This window comes from Nisaea sp., from assembly GCF_039990255.1.
In the GTDB taxonomy this organism is placed as follows: Bacteria; Pseudomonadota; Alphaproteobacteria; order Thalassobaculales; family Thalassobaculaceae; genus Nisaea.
In genome coordinates, this window is sequence record NZ_JBDXGG010000018.1 from 498,462 (window position 1) to 515,744 (window position 17,283).

Genomic DNA, 17,283 nt, shown 5'->3' on the forward strand with positions numbered 1-17,283 from the left:
TGTTCAGTCTATGAGTATCAAGGCGACACAGTTTCACCTTGATCCGCAATTCGACGGAACATTGCAGAAGCAGATCCAGCAAATGGTCAGCCAGAGCGTTCTGGCTGGCCGTTTTCTGCCGGGAGAAAAGATGCCATCGAGCCGCATGCTGGCACAGCAGCTCGGTGTCAGCCGGGTTACGGTGACGCTGGCCTATGCGGAACTGGTGGCCAGCGAGTACCTGACGTCCCGAGGCAGGTCTGGCCATTTCATCTCCGAAAATGCGCCGCGCCCGCCCGACTACAAGCTCGGCGACACGGAGCGGACAGAGTCAGTCGACTGGCAGCGAGCGCTCGGCGCGCGGTTTTCCGACCAGTCGAATATGCTGCGGCCGCCGGACTGGCGCGGCTATGAGTTTCCTTTCATTTACGGCCAGCCGGACCCAAGCCTGTTCGATCATGACAATTGGCGCCGTTGCGCGCTGGAGGCGCATGGCCGCAAGGATTTCGAAGAGGTCACGGCGGACAGGTACGAGCAGGACGATCCAAAACTGATCGAATATATCGTCCGGAACGTTCTGCCACGGCGGGGAATTTCCGCCCGGCCAGAAGAGGTCTTACTCACCCTCGGCGCCCAGAACGCCATCTGGATTTGCACGCAACTGCTGCTCACAAGCGACCGCACGGCGGTTATCGAGAACCCCTGCTATCCCGGTCTCAGGAAAGTGTTGCAGCACAGTTCCTGCCGCACAGTTCCTGTCGATGTTGATGAGAACGGCTTGCCTCCGGAACGGCTGCCTGATCAGGTCAATGTGGTCTTCACGACGGCAAGCCATCAATGCCCGACGAACACGACGATGCCGATGGGCCGGCGCCGGGATTTGCTGCGTCTGGCTTCAGAGCGGAATTTCATTATCGTGGAAGACGATTATGAATTCGAGATGTCCTTCGCCCAGAAACCGACTCCCGCGCTGAAGTCACTCGATCGCGCCGGATCCGTGATCTATATCGGATCTTTCTCCAAATCCTTGTTTCCCGGTCTGCGGCTTGGCTATCTTGTTGCCTCACCGGCCTTCATCCGGGAGGCGCGTGCGCTCAGGGCTATGGTGCTGCGGCATCCGCCTGGAAGCGTTCAGCGCACAACGACTTATTTCCTCTCTCGCGGCTATCACGACAGCATGCTGAACCGTATCGGTAAGGCCTATGGCCGTCGTCGCGCCGTCATGGAGAAGGCGATACGTGAGTGTGGGCTTGAGGTTGCTGGAGCCGGCAGTTTCGGCGGATCCAGTTTCTGGATGAAAGCGCCGAATGGCGTCAACACGGCCGATCTGGCAGTGTCTCTGCGCGAGCAGGGCGTTCTGATCGAACCTGGGCAGACATTTTTCGATGCCGTAGACGGTAACGCTCAATTCTATCGTCTGGCCTATTCGTCGATCCCTTCCGCCCGCATTGCCGAAGGGATCGAGCGCATCGCGGCGGCGCTGGACTGATGCCGCTGCAGCGCACCTTGCCAGGTCCGCATAAGCACCGCGACGAGCATCGCGGTACTCCAGCCGAACAGCAGAATGCCGCTGGCGGCCTCGATTGCTCCAAGTAGCCGCCAATCGGGCGACAGGACAATGTCGCCATATCCGAGCGTGGAGATGGTCACTGTCGAGAAGTAGAGCGCCGTCTCAAAATCGGTGAATTCGCCCAGAACGATATAGAGGCCGGCCCAAAACCAGATTTGAACAATGTGGCCGAGGAACAAAATTGCAAAAGACAAGAGAGCCGAGCGTGCGATGACGAACTGCGCCGGATGATGTTCGATCCAGACTGGAATGAACCGGCGGACTTGGTACGCAAGGACCAATGTAGCAGCAAGCTGCACCACAATGACGGTCGCAATCGCTGCCGTGGCGACGGCCAAATTGATTAAGAGCATTGGTCCCTCTTGAACGGAGCCGCAGGTGCCGGGTTACCCGATCCGGTCGAGGATAGCCTAGAAGAGGGTGATCAGCACTATGATCAGGAAAGCACCGAGCGTCAGACCGGCTAGGATCATGACCGACATGCCCGCGCTCGAGAAGTATGCTCTGGTGCTTGTATTCACGCTCCGCGTCCTCGCAGCGCGTCTGCGCCCGCTTACGCCGTCTTAGCGGATTACATTTCGGTTCTACAGGTCGCCGGATCGCTCCGCTTTAGGATCTGATTCTTTTCCAGCTCTTGGTCGATTTCGAGATCAAACTCCACCAGCGGCCCGGCAACCTTGAATGCCGGGTCGGTTTGTTTTGATGGATTTGTTCTTCCGGGAAAGCTGTGTCGGGCAATGGCTCCTACGAACATTTTAGTGCGTTCGCGTTTCCGCTCGGCACGACCCTTCGACAGTCTTCACCGCGATGGTTTCTAATATCGCTGGACGGGCAGAGTGTTCATCATCGACATCAGATAAAATCGATGAAACACTGATGTCAATAAAACAGTATGAAGACTGATTTTTTACTCAAAAGAAATGTACGAATTATTTCTGAGTAAGAGACGAATCGCAGTCGGGGGAGGCGATCATGCGGATATCCATTTTCACGTCCATAATTGTGGCCGGTTTGCTGGCAGCGTGTTCGACGCCGGCGGACGACGCGGCGAAGGCTCAAGAGAGAGCCTTTGATGCGCAGGAAAAGTTCGCACGGGAGCGCTTGAACCTGATTGAAGAGTTTCAGGATTGCGTCAAGAAAGCCGAAGGCGATCAACTCAAAGTCTCGGCCTGCGACAGCTATCTGGATGCAGCCGAAGCATTGAAGTAGAGGGCTTTAACGGTCAGTGCCGGTTCTCTCACGCAGGACGGTCCTGAATCCGATATGGTTCGAGCCGAGGCTAAGCTCTTGGGGTTGCCGCGCTGATGGCCGGTAACGCTGGCAGAAATTAGGCGCACAGAGCCATGATCCGCCTTTGATGACGACAGACGGCCCAGTTGCTCCAGCGTAGCGGTGCGCAATTCTGAGCGACGGTCCGGTCGGGTTTGCGGCTGGCGCGCGAGAATGGCCGGGCGCCCAGAGATCCCGGGCATACTCCCAGACATTTCCGGCCATGTCGTGCAGCCCGTAGCCGTTCGGGGGAAAACAGCCGACTGGAGCAGTGCTCCGGTAGCCGTCGTCTTGCGTGTTGGTCGCTGGAAATGCACCCTGCCAAGTATTCGCCTTCCAGCCCTCGATCAGATCATAGGAGTCCCCCCAGGGGTAGCGTTTACCTTCGAGCCCGCCGCGGGCAGCGAATTCCCATTCCGCCTCGGTCGGTAAGTCGCGGCCCATCCATTTCGCGTAAGCAAGGGCGTCTTCATAGGCGACATGGACGACTGGATGGTTCTCCAGTCCCTCTATGCTACTGCCAGGGCCAAGTGGTGCGCGCCAGTTGGCGTCGGCGACATAGGACCACCAAGCATTTGGATCGGTAACCCTGTTCTTGTTTTGCGGGGCGGAAAACACCATTGAGCCAGGTGCTAGGAGAGTGGTCGGGAGGCCAGGATGGCGGACCGGATCGAGACCACGTTCCGCCACCGTACTGTGACCGGTCGCCTCGACGAAGGCGGCGAAATCACGATTGGTGACCTCGTAACGGTCTATCCAGAAAGCTGACACTTGAACCAGATGCGGGGCGTTTTCTTCCGGCCGCTCCATATCGGCGCCCATCGTAAACAGACCGCCGTCGATCCGTACCATTCGGGACGTGATTGGGCTGCCGTCTTGTCGTCCTTCTACACAGACTTTCTGGGCCGCTTCCGCGCTGGCTGGAAGCAGAAGAAGCAATGCCAAAAGCGGCCCGGCAAAGATGTGTCTCATGATGCGGACCCGTTAATCGGTCAGCGTGATGACCACTCTGTCGAGCTTCCCTTTGAATGCAAAGGGATCCGTATAGAGTCTCGACACCTGCGTGCCGGTATCAAGACCGATATCGAAGGTCTCGGCGAGCGAATAGGTGGAAATATGCATCTGAGGCATTTCGACTTCGTCCACTTTTTCACCGTTCACATAGAGCTCGCCGATCCCGCCGAACTCCCGGGTTTTGATGAAATTGAATTTGAGCTCAGTTGCGCCTTGCGGCAACGGTGGCGAGACAAGGTTGTAATGGACGCCGTCGAGATAGTTGTAATCGAAGTGAAGCTTGCCATCCTGAACGAACATGGAGAATCCCCCGGTCATCCCGCCGACAGCAACGATCACGCCTTCTTCCCCGCCTTGTAGCTCAAGCGTGGTCTCGATCCGGTGTGCCCGGTTCTTGACCGGGGCCGAGGCTTTTTCGGCAATTCGGAAGGCGCCTGGCGCAAAGTAGACGAACTGATTTTGCCCCTCGAACAGGCGGTCCTGCTGTTTTGTCAGGCGCTTTACCATGTCGTCGTATAGCGGATAGACGTTATACTTCCATGCCTCCTCATCGAAGATTTGTTTCAGCTCCTCAAGTTTTTCCGGATGAACGGAAGCGAGGTTCACGTTCTCGGAGAAATCCTCCGCGACGTGGTAAAGCTCCCACTCGTCCTGATCGAACGGCAACACAACATTCACGTTCCAGGGCATCCGGTTGGCATGCAAGGTCACGGCCTTCCAGCCATCGGCCCAGATCGCGCGATTGCCGAACATCTCGAAGTACTGGCGCCGCTTCCGGTCCGGTGCGGCGGCATCATTGAAGCTGTACAGCATTGAAGTGCCATCCATCGGCTGCTGCTTCACGCCGTGATAGCTGTCGGGGACCTGGACGCCAGCCGCTTCCATGATCGTCGGCGCGATATCCGAGATGTGATGATATTGTTTCCTGATTTCGCCTTTCGCCTCAATACCGTCTGGCCAATGCACCACCAGATGATCGTGTTGGCCGCCACGGTGCTGGCTTTGCTTGAAATAGCGGAAGGGGGTGTTACCCGCCATTGCCCATCCGGCGTGATAGTGCGGGTAGGTATCCTCGCGCCCCCAGCGCTCCAAGTGGCGGAGGTTTGCTTCCAGGCTGGTCTGCAATCCATTCAGCACGTAGGTTTCATTGAAGGTGCCGGCGAGGCCGCCTTCGCCGCTGGCGCCGTTATCGGCTGTGACGAAGATCAGGGTGTTCTCGAGTTCGCCAATCCGCTCCAGCTCGCCTACAATGCGCCCGATCTGGAAATCCACCCACTCCATCTGCGCTGCGAAGACTTCCATCTGTCTTGCATAGAGTCTCTTCTCATCCGCTGAAAGGGAATCCCAAGCAGGTATTTCATCAATCCGCTCGGTCAATTCCGTCTTCTGGGGAATGATTCCGAGTTGCTTTTGCCGCGCGAGGATGGCTTCGCGTGCCTTATCCCACCCCATGTCGAATTTGCCCTTGTATCGGTCGAGATAGGAATCCGGGGCGTGATGAGGTGAATGCATGGAGCCAGACGCCCAAAGCATCAAGAACGGCAAGTCAGGCTTGATGGACTTGTGGCCGGTAATCCATTCGATGGCCCGGTCGGCCAAGTCCTGATCCAAATGAACGGACTTCCGGTAAGGCTCTGGCGAATGATCGTTCCACATGACCGGCACGAACTGGTGCACATCGGCGGCCATGAACGTATAGGCGTGCTGAAAACCTTCTCCGCTCGGCCAACGGTCAAAGGGGCCAACCTGAGAAACTTCGTAGAGCGGCGTGTGGTCCCATTTGCCAAGTGCGTAGTTCACATATCCGACGCTCTGCAGATAGTTGGCGACCGACTTTGCCGAGGCAGGCATCACCGCGTTGTAGCCGGGAAAGCCCATCGCCGTCAGCGCGTGGCTGCCGAGGCCGATGGAATGCGGGAAGCGGCCAGCCATAAGCGACGCGCGCGACGGCGAGCATAGTGCGGTGGTGTGGAAATTATTATAGCGCAGCCCGTTGGAGGCCAGTTTGTCGATGTTGGGAGTCTCGATCAGCCCGCCGAAGCTTCCGACCTGGGCGAAACCGACATCATCAAGGACAAACATGATGACGTTTGGTGCACCTTCGGGCGGTCGTGGGTCGGCCGGCCACCATTCGCGCGAATTTTCGTATTCCCTGGCAATAACGCCGCCGAAACCTTCTACATCTTTGGTCTGGATGTCCTGGGCCGCTGCAGGCTGCAAGCCGGTCAGCGCTATCGCGCCGAGGGCAAGAATTCTAGAAGTCAGGATTTGAACCTGATTCATCGCGCATTTCTCCCCTATATTTAAGCCGTTGTTAAGGCCTTGTTTTTTTACTGTCTGGGCTGTTCTGCTCCACTCTTGTGCGCGCTGTTTTAGGGCTCGCATTGATCGACAATCAATCATTGATCGAAAGCTGGTGATGTTCAACTTAAATGGCGAAAACGCTTCCCGAGCCAACGTTAATGACCCGCACAGGGACCGCCAGCCGCAGCTTGAGCCATGTGGAGACGCAAGACTGTGAGACGATGGCACTGGAGTTTCCGGATTTGGGCGCGCTGCGTCACATCCAGTTAGGATTGCTGAAATAGTAAAGCGCCGCACCGGCTCTGCGGCGCTTTACGTAAACAGTCAGTCTACGCCGGAGACTTTGCAGTCGCCTGTTGTGTAGATGCTTTGGACAGCTAACGTCCGGCCTAGGATAATCACCAGATTGCCTTTGCAATCCTTGAACGAGATCCAGCCCGAATAACTCGACGCCGGTGATCGACCGCCCTGTTGATCGGCAATAACGTCAACTGACCGAATACGGGAACGGTCAACGTCGAGATCGTCGATAATTGTTTCAACCAGTGCCTGGGCTTCGTCGCTTTGTCGGGCCTGGACCGCTTGACTTCCAACGGTTACAGCCGAAGCGATCACAGTGACCAAGAAAATTCGGGAAAGACTTAAACACGACCAGAAAGCCATTTCAGCCTCCGAACCTATGACCGATCTAAATCATAACTGAAAACGGATTGTGGACTGCAGCACAATTGCGAGAGGTCGTCAGTAAAGGTATTTCCAACCTTCTCCTGGCACAGCACAAACACCATGTTTGTACCAGACAGTGTGCGTGGTCAGTCCTTTAGGCGTGGTTTCCATCTCCGCCCTGCGGCACTTCATTCCATTGTATTCAAAGGCATCGCGTAACGTGATCGTACCATGGCTTTTAGTCTGCGGGTTGGACCATTCCGCAGAGTCGCCTTCTTTGCCTGAGTTCAGCAGCTCTAAGCCGACTTTATTCTGGATCTCGAGGTCTTCAATTGTGATTAACTCCGTCGCCATATTCCGGCCACCGAACAATGCTTGCGCTGATGCTGATTGGGTGACTGAGATGCCAGCAAGAAGCATAATGAGAGCGATCAGTCGGATAGCGATCATGGGGCGAATTCCTCCAAAATGACTGGCAGTATGGACGGTTTTTAGCGTCGCACTATCCATTCTGATCCGCAACCGCATTCGGCTCAAACGACGTGGCGGCTGGGACGCGACGGACAAGTGGCCGGAGAAGTCCGGCACGCTGTCTCAAAAGGGTCCCTGAGGGATATTGTACGCTTAATAGGGCGGGAAAGCCTCTATGTCCCACCTAGGCTTCAATGGACCCTGAAGCGGGCTTGGTCGCTCTTTCACTGCTTTCCGTTCGGGCGTCTCGCTGCTTCTTACTGTTTGAGGTGTGGAAGGGTGAAGACACCCATCATCCTTCTTCACGTTTTCTCGTCACACAGCATGCGCCAACGGCCGGTGATGCAAAGCAATTCGTTCGGCTGGCCACAGGCACCCCTAATCCACAAGCGGCGTTGCTTGTTTGCAAGGTGACCGTGGAATGAGACAAGAAGTTTAAGCCCGAGGCCGTCCATGAAATCAACGGCGTCAAACATCAGACCCACAGCGCCTTTTGTGGTTTGGACGACGGACAACAATTGTTCGCTTAGGCTCCGGACTCATAACCAATAACATACGGTAGCGACGAGTTGGACTGCGGAGAGGAAGTGCGTGGCGAGTTTGTCGTATCTTGTTGCGATACGACGGAAATCCTTGATCCGCCCGAACATGCGTTCAATGGCATTATGGTCTTTATAGAGCGCTGGCGAGAAACAATTTTTCCATTTTCTGTTTGCCTTGGGCGGGATGTTCGGCGCGGCGCCTGAGGCTTCGATATTGGCTCTGACCGCGTTACTGTCATACCCCTTGTCGCCATGGACCAGCCGCACCGGGGGTAAGCGGTCCAGCAGCTCATCCGCCGCCGTGCAGTCGGCCACATTGCCGCCGGTGAGCAAGAAGGCGACTGGGCGGCCCAAAGATCGGTGAGGGCATGGATCTTGGTCGTGCGCCCGCCGCGAGAGCGGCCTATGGCCTGGGCTGCTGCCCCCCTTTACCACCGGCGGCCGAGCGATGCGCCTTCACAGCCGAGCTGTCGATCAGGAGCTGCGCCGGAGGACCTCCGGCGGCCGCCTAAGCATGAAAGATGTCCGCCCAAACTCCCTTCGCCGACCAGCGCACGAAGCGCTTATACAAGGTCTTGTGCGGCCCATAGACCGAACGTGGCGCATCAACCCAACGCCCGCCGCTCTTCAGAACATGCACGATCCCGCTGATCACCCGACGGTCATCAACCCGTGCAACACCGCGCAACTAATTTATGGGTCCGGAACCTAAAGTGGGTGCCACGCTGGGCGAGTGGGCTAAGAACTTTATGAGATCAATCGTTTAGCATATGTTTTGACGAAAAGTGGCTGGGGGACCTGGATTCGAACCAGGACTGACGGAGTCAGAGTCCGCAGTTCTACCGTTAAACTATCCCCCAACGGGACCGGCGCATCGAGTGCGTTCGCGGCAGGGAGCGGAAATTAGCGAGCTTGCTAGCGGATGGCAAGTACCAAAATAGCTGTTAGGGAAATGCTTTGCCGGTGCGCCTCGAAATTAGTCGAAACGGGCCGCCAGTGCTTTGCTTCGACGGTTATCCTTTATACATTTTTGCATCATAGGATCCTTGTCTTGGATGATCTTCGGCCGGGCAGACGGCGAGGTGATTCTGGTGTCGATGAAAGTGGAATTCTCAGTATGAAACAGGTTCTGGTGCTCGGGGCCGGCGGCTTTATCGGCAGCCATCTGGTGCGTCGGCTCAAGGCCGAGGGAAACTGGGTCAGGGGTGTCGATCTGAAGCATCCGCGCTATGCCAGGACTGAAGCCGACGATTTCGTCGTAGCGGACCTGCGCGAGCCTGCCAATGTTCGCGCGGCAATAGACCGGACGTTCGATGAGGTCTACCAACTCGCGGCGGATATGGGCGGGGCCGGGTACATCTTCACTGGCGATCATGATGCCGATGTCATGCACAATTCCGCGGCGATCAACCTGAATGTCGTCGATACCTGCCGCAAGCACGGCATCAAGCGGGTGTTCTATTCCTCCTCGGCCTGCATGTATCCGCAGGAAAACCAGCGGGACCCCGACAATCCGAACTGCCGCGAGGATAGCGCCTATCCGGCCAATCCGGACAGTGAATATGGCTGGGAGAAGCTTTTCAGTGAGCGGCTCTATCTCGCTTACCAGCGCAATCACGGCCTTGAATGCCGGATCGCACGATTTCACAATATTTTCGGCCCGGAAGGGTCCTGGAACGACGGCCGGGAAAAGGCGCCGGCGGCGATCTGCCGGAAGGTTGCCGAAGCGCGGGATGGCGAGGAGATCGAAATCTGGGGCGATGGAGAGCAGACCCGATCTTTTCTCTATATCGATGAATGCTTGGACGGCGTGCTGCGGCTGACCCGGTCGGGGTTCGCGGGGCCCGTTAATATAGGCTCGGACGAGATGGTCAGCATCAACCGGCTGGTTGACATGGTCTGCGAAATTGCCGGAAAATCGCTAACCAAGCGGCATATCCCGGGGCCGCTCGGCGTGCGCGGACGAACGTCGGACAATAAGCTGATCCGACAAGAGCTCGATTGGGCTCCAAGCGCCTCACTATGCGATGGCCTGACGAAGACCTATCGCTGGGTAGAGGAAAAGGTGGTTCGCAAGGAAACGGATTCTCCCGAGCGGGCCACCCTCTGAAATGCTGGAGTGACGATCCGGTAAACGGCGTTCGTCACCCCAGATCTCTATGCATCCCCAACCGCGGCCAACTTTTCCCGCATTTTGGCAATATGCTCGTGGTTTAGAGGGAGCTGCAAATAGGTGCCATGGCTATTTTTCTCCGAAACCCGTGCGGAAATTGTCTGCCCCCAATCCCCGATAACCACCGTTGTCGGCGTTCCGGGGGCAGCGTCGATAGCGGGGGAAAAGAGGACATGTGACGGCGATATCTCTGTGAGCCGGCCGCTACGCGTGCCGTCCTGCAATTGCAGGGAGGCTTCGAGGTCGACTTTCTTGGCCGCTACAACTGTGTCCTGATTTTCAGCTCCGGCATTTCTGAGGGTGTCGAGGAAAGTGTCCACCTCTCCGCCAAGCGAGATCGCTTCTGTCTCGAGGCCTCTGGATGAGGTTCCCACTTGCGTGGCAATGGTCTCCGAGTTTTGCGCACTCGCCCGAACATCTTCGAGCTGGGCGCTGACCTGTTGCGAAATCTCCGCCACGCTGCTGATATTCTGCGCGATTTCCTGTGTCGTCGCCTCCTGTTGCGTGATGGCGGCGGTAATTGCTGATGATAGCTCGTTCAAGTTGCCGATAACATCGCCGATGCCCTGAATATTGTCCGCGGCATGTCCGGACGCGGTTTGAATGCCCTGGATTTGGTCGGCAATCTCCGCGGTTGCATTCGCAGTCTGGGTGGCCAGCGCCTTGACTTCGTTCGCTACGACCGCAAACCCCTTGCCGGCGTCACCAGCACGTGCGGCCTCGATTGTCGCGTTCAACGCCAGCAGATTGGTCTGCTCCGCGATATCGTTGATCATACCGATCACGGTTCCGATTTTGTCGGCTGCTTCCTTAAGTTCGCGAACCTCGTCGGCTGATTTCGTCGCCACGGTGAGGGCTTCGTCGGCTATCTTGCTTGTGGAGTCGGCCTGGGTGGCGATTTCCTTTATCGATGCGACCATCTCTTCTGTGGCGGCGCTCACCTGTTGCGCATTCTCCGAGGTCGTCTCTGACATCCCGAGGAGTTCGTCTGTCATTGACCTCGTGGTCATCGCGTCATTCACCATCGTCTCGCTTTGACGCGTCATGTCGGACGATGACTTTGACACCAGTTCAAAAATTCCGCCGATACTCGCGCCGAAAATTCCGACAAGCTGGTTCATTTCCGACTGCTGTTGTGTTCGCTTTTCGCGCGCCTGTTGTTCGTCACGCTCATTGTCGACGCGGGTGATTGATTGCTGCCGGAAACTCTCAAGCGCGGTGTTCATTTCCCTTACTTCGTCATTGAACATCGTTGCGGCGGGTTTGACAGAAAGGTCGCCTTTTGAAAGAGCCTTGAAGCTATTGGTCGCGCTGCGCAGCGGCCCGACGATGCTTGTGGTAATCAGAAAGGCGGAGATGAGCAGAACCAGCAAAGCGGCGACTGAAATGATGATGATGACGGTCAGTCCGTTGCGCTCGTCTTGAAGTGCCCGCTTGCTCGCATGTTCTGTGAACGCGGCCAGTTCGTGAAGCAGATCGGTCAGGGAATGATCGAGCTTGTCTTCTTCTTCCTTGATTTTCTTTTCCAGCGCGTGGAGTTCCGTCAAGGAAGCGCCGCTTGCCGCCATGTCAGCAAGTTCTAGAACATGCCTGTCGAACGCGGCGTGAAGGACTTCGATCTCCTTGAGTTCATTCGAAACCAGCACGAACTCCTGGCGCGTCGCCTCGTCATGGGCATTGAGTTGTGCCGCCACGGAGCGCTCTTCCGCGTCCTTGATTTCGTCTTCGATTTTATGGCCGAGTTTTGTAAAGGAATTCAGCAGTTCCTCAGTATCCGCAATCGGTTCGCCGCCGGCACGCGTGACCTCGATAACCCCAATAAGACGCTCGGTGATCACTGCCTGCTCGAGCTGATGGATGGTTATGTCCTGGAGTGCTTCGGTCAGGGGAATGTCCTGTTCCGCAATATCAGCGAGTTCATCTCCAATAACCTGCATCGTGTAGATCGAGGTAAGAGAGATGCAGCCCAAGGTTGCTAGGCTTATGAAAACAAGCGCCAGGATGCGGTGCTTGATCCGCATGTTTTTGAAGGCGGACATTATCATCCCTCCTTTAACTCTTGGTCGGATTGGAAGTGAGGCGCTCGACGACTTCGAGCAATTCGTTGCGCGAGAACGGTTTTTCGAGCACCGCATCGGCGATCTTGCTTGCGAACCGAAGAGCCTCGGACGCATTGATGCTTCCGCCGCCGGCGGAAATGGCAATCATGGGAGGCTTGGACGGTTTTTTCATAAGTGCGAAAAGCACCTCCGATCCATCCATTTCGGGCATCAGAATATCCGTGATGACCAGATCGAATTCTTTGGTTTCGAATGTCTCGATACCGTGCCGTCCGTTGTCGGCCGTGGTCACGGAGTATCCCGCATTGGTGAGGATCATCGCCATGGAGGTCTGAACGCCCTTCATGTCTTCGATGAGCAGTATGTTAGGCATTGCTTGTTTCTCCTGATCGAGCGGGGATGTAGAGACTGAAGGTTGTGCCTTCGTTTAAGGTGCTTCGAACGCTGATCTTGCCGCCCCAATCCGTTACCAGACGTCTGACTCCAAAGAGGCCGAGGCCGCTGCCCTGACCGGCGCGCCTTGAGGTGAAATAGGGCTCGAAGATTCTGTCGAGGTCGCTGTCCGGGATGCCGCAGCCGGAATCCGTGATGTCAATTCGGACCATGCGGGGAGATGCCTTGTCTCCGGGACGACGCCAGGTGTCGTCCTCTTGGACGCTGAGTGTGAGTTCACCCGATCCGTCCATTGCGATGGCCGCATTGTCGAACAGGTTCATGAAGGCCTGATTGAGACTGTTTGCCTCTAACGTAACGGTCAGGTTCTTGTCGAAACCGGCTGCCAAGCGGGTCGCCATAACAACTTTTTTCGGTAGAGATCCGGACGCGAACGCGCAGGCGTCGGAGAACACCTTCAGGAAGTCCTCGGTAATTGTGTGCTGCTGGTTCGGAGCAGAGTAGGTCAGGACCCGTCGTGTGATGGACGCTCCGACGGAAGCCTGATCGAGGATGATCGACAGACAATTCTCAGCTTGAGTCTGGAATTCCGGCGGGAGATTGCGGCAGATGTCTCTGAGTTCCTCCGCCATCAGTCTCATTGGCTGCAGGGCATTACCGAGATCGTGTGCAATGCTGCCCGCGATTTTGCCAAGGGTCTCCAGCTTCAAACGTTCAGCCTGGTTGCTGGCGTTGACTGCATCGAGGGTCATGTCGACCTGGATGCCCATATAGCCGTCCAACTCACCAGATTTTCCGAAAAGAGGGGACATCTGGAACCTGTTCCAAAACGTGGAGCCGTCCTTGCGGTAGTTCAGAAGGTTCGTGGCAACAGGCTTCCGGTTTGCGATCGCGTGAGAGATTTCCGCAATGGCTTCTGCGCTCGTCTCTGGACCCTGCAGGAACCGGCAGTTTCGACCGACGACGTCGTCTGCCGAATAGCCGGTAATGTTCTCGAACTGTTTGTTGACGTAGACCAGAGGAAGGTCCGGTAACCAAGCACCGGCGATGGCGATGGAGAACATATTCGAATCTATTGCAGACCTGATTGTTTCTTGCGTACGGGACGTAGCGTCTTTCAACGATGAGCGCTCCGGATCAGGGATCTGCTTAAGTTCACTTTCAATGCTGGTAAAATATGATTTAAGTTATAAAAAACCGTTAATTAGTTATCCAAAAAGAGTTTTTTGTCACTTGCAGTATTCATTGCGGTTTTCGAAAACGTCTTCCTGGCGCTCCCGCTGGAGAGATTGTCGTTGAACATTCACAAGGCACGACAGTGCTTCCGGAAGTTCCGAGAAAGATCCTTGTCTTCAATCTCGATGCGATGGATGTGCAGAGGCTGACCCGGTCGGGGGGCGCGGGACCGGTGAATATAGGCTCGGACGAGATGGTCAGCATCAACCGGCTGGTCGACATTGCTGGAAAATCTCTGACGAAGCGCCATGTGCAAGGGCCACTTGGTGTGCGTGGCCGGACTTCCAACAACAATCCGATCCGGGCCTAGTTAGACTGGGCGCCGACTGTGTCTCTGCGGTCGGTTCTAGATGAAACCTATGTCTGGATGGCGGAACGAGTTGCCCGCGGGGAGATTGACCGGGCCTGAAGGCCGGTTACGCGACATTAAAGCGTGGGTTTGGCACCTGAAACTCGCCGTTCGCTTCAGACATTGCTCCGTGCATGGAAGTGGTTGGCGCCCAGTCGGCGGGAATTGCCGCGCGGATATGCTCGATGAAGGCAAGTGACCGGCGAGGAAGCGGGGTGTCCGGATGGAGCAGGCGTACCGCGAGCGGTGCTGCATGCCACTCCGGCAAACAGGGTACCAGCGTGCCCGGATGATAGTGGCTGCGTTTCTTTACAATCCAATGTGGCAGCAAGCCGATGCCATGACCGCTGACAATGGCATCCCCCTGTAATGCGATCCGATCCACCTTGATCTGCGACTTTGGCAGTGTCACGCAGTGTTTTCCCTCCCGGGAATGGCGCAGGATCAAGCCGTCGCCGCTGTCGCCGAGCAGGTCTACCCATCTATGGTGGGAAAGCTCCCGCGGGTGTCGGGGCATGCCTCGATGGGCAAGATAGTCGGGATGGGCAAAAAGCCCCCGTGTGAGCCGCCCGAGTGTCTCCTGACGCAAGCGAACCTCTTCCGGCACGGGGCCAAGCCATATGCAGACAGTATCCTTACCATCCAATGCCGGCAGGGCAGTGTCCGTCCTCAGTGTAATTTTCACATGAGGGTAACGCGCGATGAAATGCGTCATCTGTTTCGCGAACCATCCTCTGATAAGGCCCTCGTGGACATGCAGCGTCAGGTCTCCACTGACCTCCTGGCTGAGTTCGCTGAGGGCCTCCCGGTTGTCTTCAGTGAGCTCGAGGATTGCTCTTGAATACTTCTCGAAGACGAGGCCGGCTTCGGTCGGAATCATTCGGTTGGCGTCGCGGCGCAGCAACTGGTGGCCAACCTGGCTTTCCAAATCCTTCAAGCGCCGGCTTACGGTCGATTTTGGCAAGCCGAATTCCCGGGCGGTTGCGGTCTGGCTGCCATGCCGGAGAACTGAATTAAATATGTCGAGGGCCTTCAGGTCATACATCGCTTGCTCGCTTTAGGCGTCTTCCATGGAACGTGAATTTGAATTGTCCGGGAGCGTGATTTTTTACCAATCCTGCCTTTGCGGGAGGGTCAAGGAGAGAGGTTCCATTTTTTGCAACGCTCTGTGCCACGGTTCTTGGTTGAATGACAAAAATGAGAATGATTTACATTAGCATTATGAATTTCAGATGTCTTGCATTGGCTGGAGTTATTGCATGTTGGGGAGCGAGCTTTTGCACCAGGATAGGGGCGTAGGCCAGGGGTGCACTTTCCCGGTCGTCGTCGGGGTTGTTGCGGCATTTGTTGCAACACAGGTTTCGGCCGAGGAACCGATCAGGATCGAGCCGATTGTTGTTACGGCGTCGGGTCACGAACAGGTAATCAAAGATGCACCAGCGTCGATCAGTGTGATTACCCGCGAGACGCTGGAAAGTCACCAATACAAAAACATCACAGACGCTCTTCGGGATGTGCCCGGTGTTATCGTGACCGGAGGCGGGGCGGGAGATACCGGTGCGGATATCAGTATTCGCGGCATGTCTTCCTCCTACACGCTTATTTTGGTCAACGGTCAGCGGGTTGACTCCAGGGAAAGCCGGCCAAACGGCAGTGCAGGTTTCGAGCAGAACTGGCTACCGCCCCTGCAGGCAATCGAGCGTATCGAAGTCGTCCGCGGGCCGATGTCGACGCTCTATGGATCCGATGCAATCGGCGGCGTTATCAATGTCATTACGCGGAAGGTTCCGCAAAAGCTGGAAGGCGCGTTCCAGGCCGATGCGCTTCTGCAGCAGGACAATGCCTCTGGAAATGCGTACCAGACCAATTTCTATCTCGCAGCCCCTCTGAGCGAGGATCTGGTCGGGCTTCAGCTCTATGGCCAGTACAGCACGCGGGAAGAAGACGAAATTCTCAACGGATTTGAGGAGCGTGAGCATAAGAGTGTCACAGCGCGCCTCACGCTGACGCCGACACCGGATCACGATTTAACGCTTGAGGCCGGTGTTTCTGAGCAGCATCGTGAAGGGACGGTCGGGAACACGGGTGCGACAACCGGTTGCCGTGGCGCTTGCGTGGACAGCGATAATACCTACACCAATACGCATTTTTCTCTGGCTCATAGCGGACGATTTGCCTTCGGCAATACCGACAGTCACATCAAGCGGGAAATCTCCGACAATCAGAGCCGGGATATCGAGATCACCAACACAACGGTGAAGACCAGTCTGTGGATGCCCTTCGGCGATCATCTGGTGACGGTTGGTGGCAATTATGGTCTTGAAGAATTGGACGATTCAACAACAAACCAGATTTCTGATCGGACGAAGGCGGAGATGGCCCAATATGCTGCCTTCGCGGAAGATGAATGGCTGGTGCTGTCCGATCTCTCTTTAACCGGCGGCGTGCGGATGGATTTCAATGAGGATTACGGCGCAAACCTGAGCCCGCGTGTCTATGCCAACTGGAACGTCACCGACAATTGGACGCTGAAGGGCGGAGTATCTACCGGATACAGGTCCCCCAGCCTCCGGGAGACAACGCCGGACTGGGGACAGACCAGTCGCGGGGGCAACATTTACGGTAACCCGGACCTTGAGCCGGAAACCTCTCTGAGCAAGGAAATCGGCGTCATCTATTCAAGTCCATCTGGCATTGAGGCAAGCTTCACTGTCTTCCACAATGCCTTCAAGGACAAGATCACCCGGATCACCTGCCCGACAACGATCTGTTCGGATGGCGCGAACCAGTTTGGGGCCGATCCGACTTACCGGGTCAATATCGACGAGGCGGAAACGCAGGGAATTGAAGTGTCTCTCGCTGCCGATGTTACCGATACGATTGCGCTGTCCGGCAGCTATACTTTCACAGAGTCCGAGCAGCTCAGCGGTGACTATAAAGGAGAGCCACTGACTCAGTTGCCGAAGCATCAGGCAACAGGCCAGATCGACTGGCGGGCAACGCCGCAACTGCGGCCCTGGGCACGCGTGACGTTTCGCGGCGAGGAAAGCCAGCCCACCACTGGGCCGTCCAGCACCTCAATAGTTGCTCCGTCTTATACCTTCCTCGACATGGGTGTTAGCTATGATCTTAACGAGACAATTCAGGTCAACCTCGCGGGCTACAACCTGACCGACAAGCGCGTTACCTATGACGAATTCGGATATGTTGAGGATGGGCGCCGTGTCTGGCTCAGCATGACGGCAAAGTTCTGATTT

14 protein-coding genes, 1 tRNA gene and 1 pseudogene are annotated in these 17,283 nt (G+C 56.3%); 5 read left to right on the plus strand and 11 right to left on the minus strand.

All coding sequences use genetic code 11. The features are described from left to right. Positions 1–10 precede the first annotated feature (10 nt). Complete coding sequence (locus ABJ076_RS12575) at positions 11–1,468, plus strand: PLP-dependent aminotransferase family protein (protein ID WP_348189358.1); 1,458 nt, start codon at positions 11–13, stop codon at positions 1,466–1,468. Here ABJ076_RS12575 and ABJ076_RS12580 read toward each other — a convergent pair. Further along, on the minus strand, positions 1,402–1,902 hold the full coding sequence (locus ABJ076_RS12580) for a potassium channel family protein (RefSeq protein WP_348189357.1): 501 nt from the start codon (positions 1,900–1,902) through the stop codon (positions 1,402–1,404). The two genes, ABJ076_RS12575 and ABJ076_RS12580, sit on opposite strands and share 67 nt — an antisense overlap. 619 nt (positions 1,903–2,521) lie before the next feature. On the opposite strand from ABJ076_RS12580, the gene ABJ076_RS12585 reads away from it, so the two are divergent. Then, a complete protein-coding gene (locus tag ABJ076_RS12585; RefSeq protein WP_348189355.1) occupies positions 2,522–2,758 on the plus strand; it encodes a hypothetical protein in 237 nt (78 codons plus the stop codon). A gap of 6 nt (positions 2,759–2,764) precedes the next feature. Here the strand turns inward: ABJ076_RS12585 and ABJ076_RS12590 are convergent, their stop codons facing one another. The 6 genes and pseudogenes from ABJ076_RS12590 to ABJ076_RS12615 all read right to left on the minus strand — a co-directional run bounded on the left by ABJ076_RS12590 (position 2,765) and on the right by ABJ076_RS12615 (position 8,675). Continuing rightward, positions 2,765–3,790, minus strand: coding sequence for a formylglycine-generating enzyme family protein (locus tag ABJ076_RS12590; protein ID WP_348189353.1), 1,026 nt, complete (start codon positions 3,788–3,790; stop codon positions 2,765–2,767). A 12-nt stretch (positions 3,791–3,802) separates the two neighbouring features. After that, positions 3,803–6,115: an arylsulfatase gene (locus ABJ076_RS12595; protein ID WP_348189351.1), complete on the minus strand. Its 2,313-nt coding sequence runs from the start codon at positions 6,113–6,115 to the stop codon at positions 3,803–3,805. Between the two features lie 345 nt (positions 6,116–6,460). Then, positions 6,461–6,799 (minus strand): hypothetical protein, encoded by a 339-nt coding sequence (locus tag ABJ076_RS12600; RefSeq protein ID WP_348189349.1) that lies wholly within the window; start codon positions 6,797–6,799, stop codon positions 6,461–6,463. A 78-nt stretch (positions 6,800–6,877) separates the two neighbouring features. Next, positions 6,878–7,312, minus strand: coding sequence for a hypothetical protein (locus ABJ076_RS12605; RefSeq protein WP_348189347.1), 435 nt, complete (start codon positions 7,310–7,312; stop codon positions 6,878–6,880). A 500-nt stretch (positions 7,313–7,812) separates the two neighbouring features. Further along, positions 7,813–8,500, minus strand: a pseudogene (locus ABJ076_RS12610) (IS5 family transposase); the annotation flags it as partial. A gap of 101 nt (positions 8,501–8,601) precedes the next feature. Further along, a tRNA-Gln gene (locus tag ABJ076_RS12615) sits at positions 8,602–8,675 on the minus strand. 257 nt (positions 8,676–8,932) lie between these two features. On the opposite strand from ABJ076_RS12615, the gene ABJ076_RS12620 reads away from it, so the two are divergent. Further along, positions 8,933–9,925 carry an NAD-dependent epimerase/dehydratase family protein gene (locus ABJ076_RS12620; protein ID WP_348176369.1) on the plus strand — a complete coding sequence of 331 codons (993 nt, stop codon included), beginning with the start codon at positions 8,933–8,935 and terminating at the stop codon, positions 9,923–9,925. Between the two features lie 47 nt (positions 9,926–9,972). Here ABJ076_RS12620 and ABJ076_RS12625 read toward each other — a convergent pair whose 3' ends face one another. Genes ABJ076_RS12625 through ABJ076_RS12635 form a run of 3 tightly spaced genes read right to left on the minus strand, consistent with a single transcriptional unit; the run spans position 9,973 to position 13,505 of the window. Beyond that, on the minus strand, positions 9,973–12,027 hold the full coding sequence (locus ABJ076_RS12625; protein WP_348189345.1) for a methyl-accepting chemotaxis protein: 2,055 nt from the start codon (positions 12,025–12,027) through the stop codon (positions 9,973–9,975). Positions 12,028–12,040: 13 nt separating this feature from the next. Next, positions 12,041–12,421 carry a response regulator gene (locus tag ABJ076_RS12630; RefSeq protein WP_348189343.1) on the minus strand — a complete coding sequence of 127 codons (381 nt, stop codon included), beginning with the start codon at positions 12,419–12,421 and terminating at the stop codon, positions 12,041–12,043. After that, on the minus strand, positions 12,414–13,505 hold the full coding sequence (locus tag ABJ076_RS12635) for an ATP-binding protein (RefSeq protein WP_348189341.1): 1,092 nt from the start codon (positions 13,503–13,505) through the stop codon (positions 12,414–12,416). Before ABJ076_RS12635 ends, ABJ076_RS12630 begins: the two co-directional genes overlap by 8 nt. A 254-nt stretch (positions 13,506–13,759) precedes the next feature. Here ABJ076_RS12635 and ABJ076_RS12640 point away from each other — a divergent pair, with 254 nt between their 5' ends. Next, positions 13,760–13,987 carry a hypothetical protein gene (locus tag ABJ076_RS12640; protein WP_348189339.1) on the plus strand — a complete coding sequence of 76 codons (228 nt, stop codon included), beginning with the start codon at positions 13,760–13,762 and terminating at the stop codon, positions 13,985–13,987. 106 nt (positions 13,988–14,093) lie between these two features. Here the strand turns inward: ABJ076_RS12640 and ABJ076_RS12645 are convergent, their stop codons facing one another. Further along, positions 14,094–15,071 carry a LysR family transcriptional regulator gene (locus tag ABJ076_RS12645; protein ID WP_348189337.1) on the minus strand — a complete coding sequence of 326 codons (978 nt, stop codon included), beginning with the start codon at positions 15,069–15,071 and terminating at the stop codon, positions 14,094–14,096. Between the two features lie 214 nt (positions 15,072–15,285). On the opposite strand from ABJ076_RS12645, the gene ABJ076_RS12650 reads away from it, so the two are divergent. Next, positions 15,286–17,280 carry a ligand-gated channel protein gene (locus ABJ076_RS12650; RefSeq protein WP_348189335.1) on the plus strand — a complete coding sequence of 665 codons (1,995 nt, stop codon included), beginning with the start codon at positions 15,286–15,288 and terminating at the stop codon, positions 17,278–17,280. Positions 17,281–17,283 lie beyond the last annotated feature (3 nt).

Bases quoted from the DNA above. Each gene is read 5' to 3' on its own strand.
- ABJ076_RS12585 (WP_348189355.1), top strand. From the start codon at position 2,522: ATGCGGATATCCATTTTCACGTCCATAATTGTGGCCGGTTTGCTGGCA.
- ABJ076_RS12620 (WP_348176369.1), top strand. From the start codon at position 8,933: ATGAAACAGGTTCTGGTGCTCGGGGCCGGCGGCTTTATCGGCAGCCAT.
- ABJ076_RS12645 (WP_348189337.1), bottom strand. From the start codon at position 15,071: ATGTATGACCTGAAGGCCCTCGACATATTTAATTCAGTTCTCCGGCAT.
- ABJ076_RS12600 (WP_348189349.1), bottom strand. From the start codon at position 6,799: ATGGCTTTCTGGTCGTGTTTAAGTCTTTCCCGAATTTTCTTGGTCACT.
- ABJ076_RS12580 (WP_348189357.1), bottom strand. From the start codon at position 1,902: ATGCTCTTAATCAATTTGGCCGTCGCCACGGCAGCGATTGCGACCGTC.
- ABJ076_RS12575 (WP_348189358.1), top strand. From the start codon at position 11: ATGAGTATCAAGGCGACACAGTTTCACCTTGATCCGCAATTCGACGGA.
- ABJ076_RS12630 (WP_348189343.1), bottom strand. From the start codon at position 12,421: ATGCCTAACATACTGCTCATCGAAGACATGAAGGGCGTTCAGACCTCC.
- ABJ076_RS12650 (WP_348189335.1), top strand. From the start codon at position 15,286: ATGTTGGGGAGCGAGCTTTTGCACCAGGATAGGGGCGTAGGCCAGGGG.
- ABJ076_RS12625 (WP_348189345.1), bottom strand. From the start codon at position 12,027: ATGTCCGCCTTCAAAAACATGCGGATCAAGCACCGCATCCTGGCGCTT.
- ABJ076_RS12605 (WP_348189347.1), bottom strand. From the start codon at position 7,312: ATGGATAGTGCGACGCTAAAAACCGTCCATACTGCCAGTCATTTTGGA.
- ABJ076_RS12595 (WP_348189351.1), bottom strand. From the start codon at position 6,115: ATGAATCAGGTTCAAATCCTGACTTCTAGAATTCTTGCCCTCGGCGCG.
- ABJ076_RS12590 (WP_348189353.1), bottom strand. From the start codon at position 3,790: ATGAGACACATCTTTGCCGGGCCGCTTTTGGCATTGCTTCTTCTGCTT.
- ABJ076_RS12635 (WP_348189341.1), bottom strand. From the start codon at position 13,505: ATGTTCTCCATCGCCATCGCCGGTGCTTGGTTACCGGACCTTCCTCTG.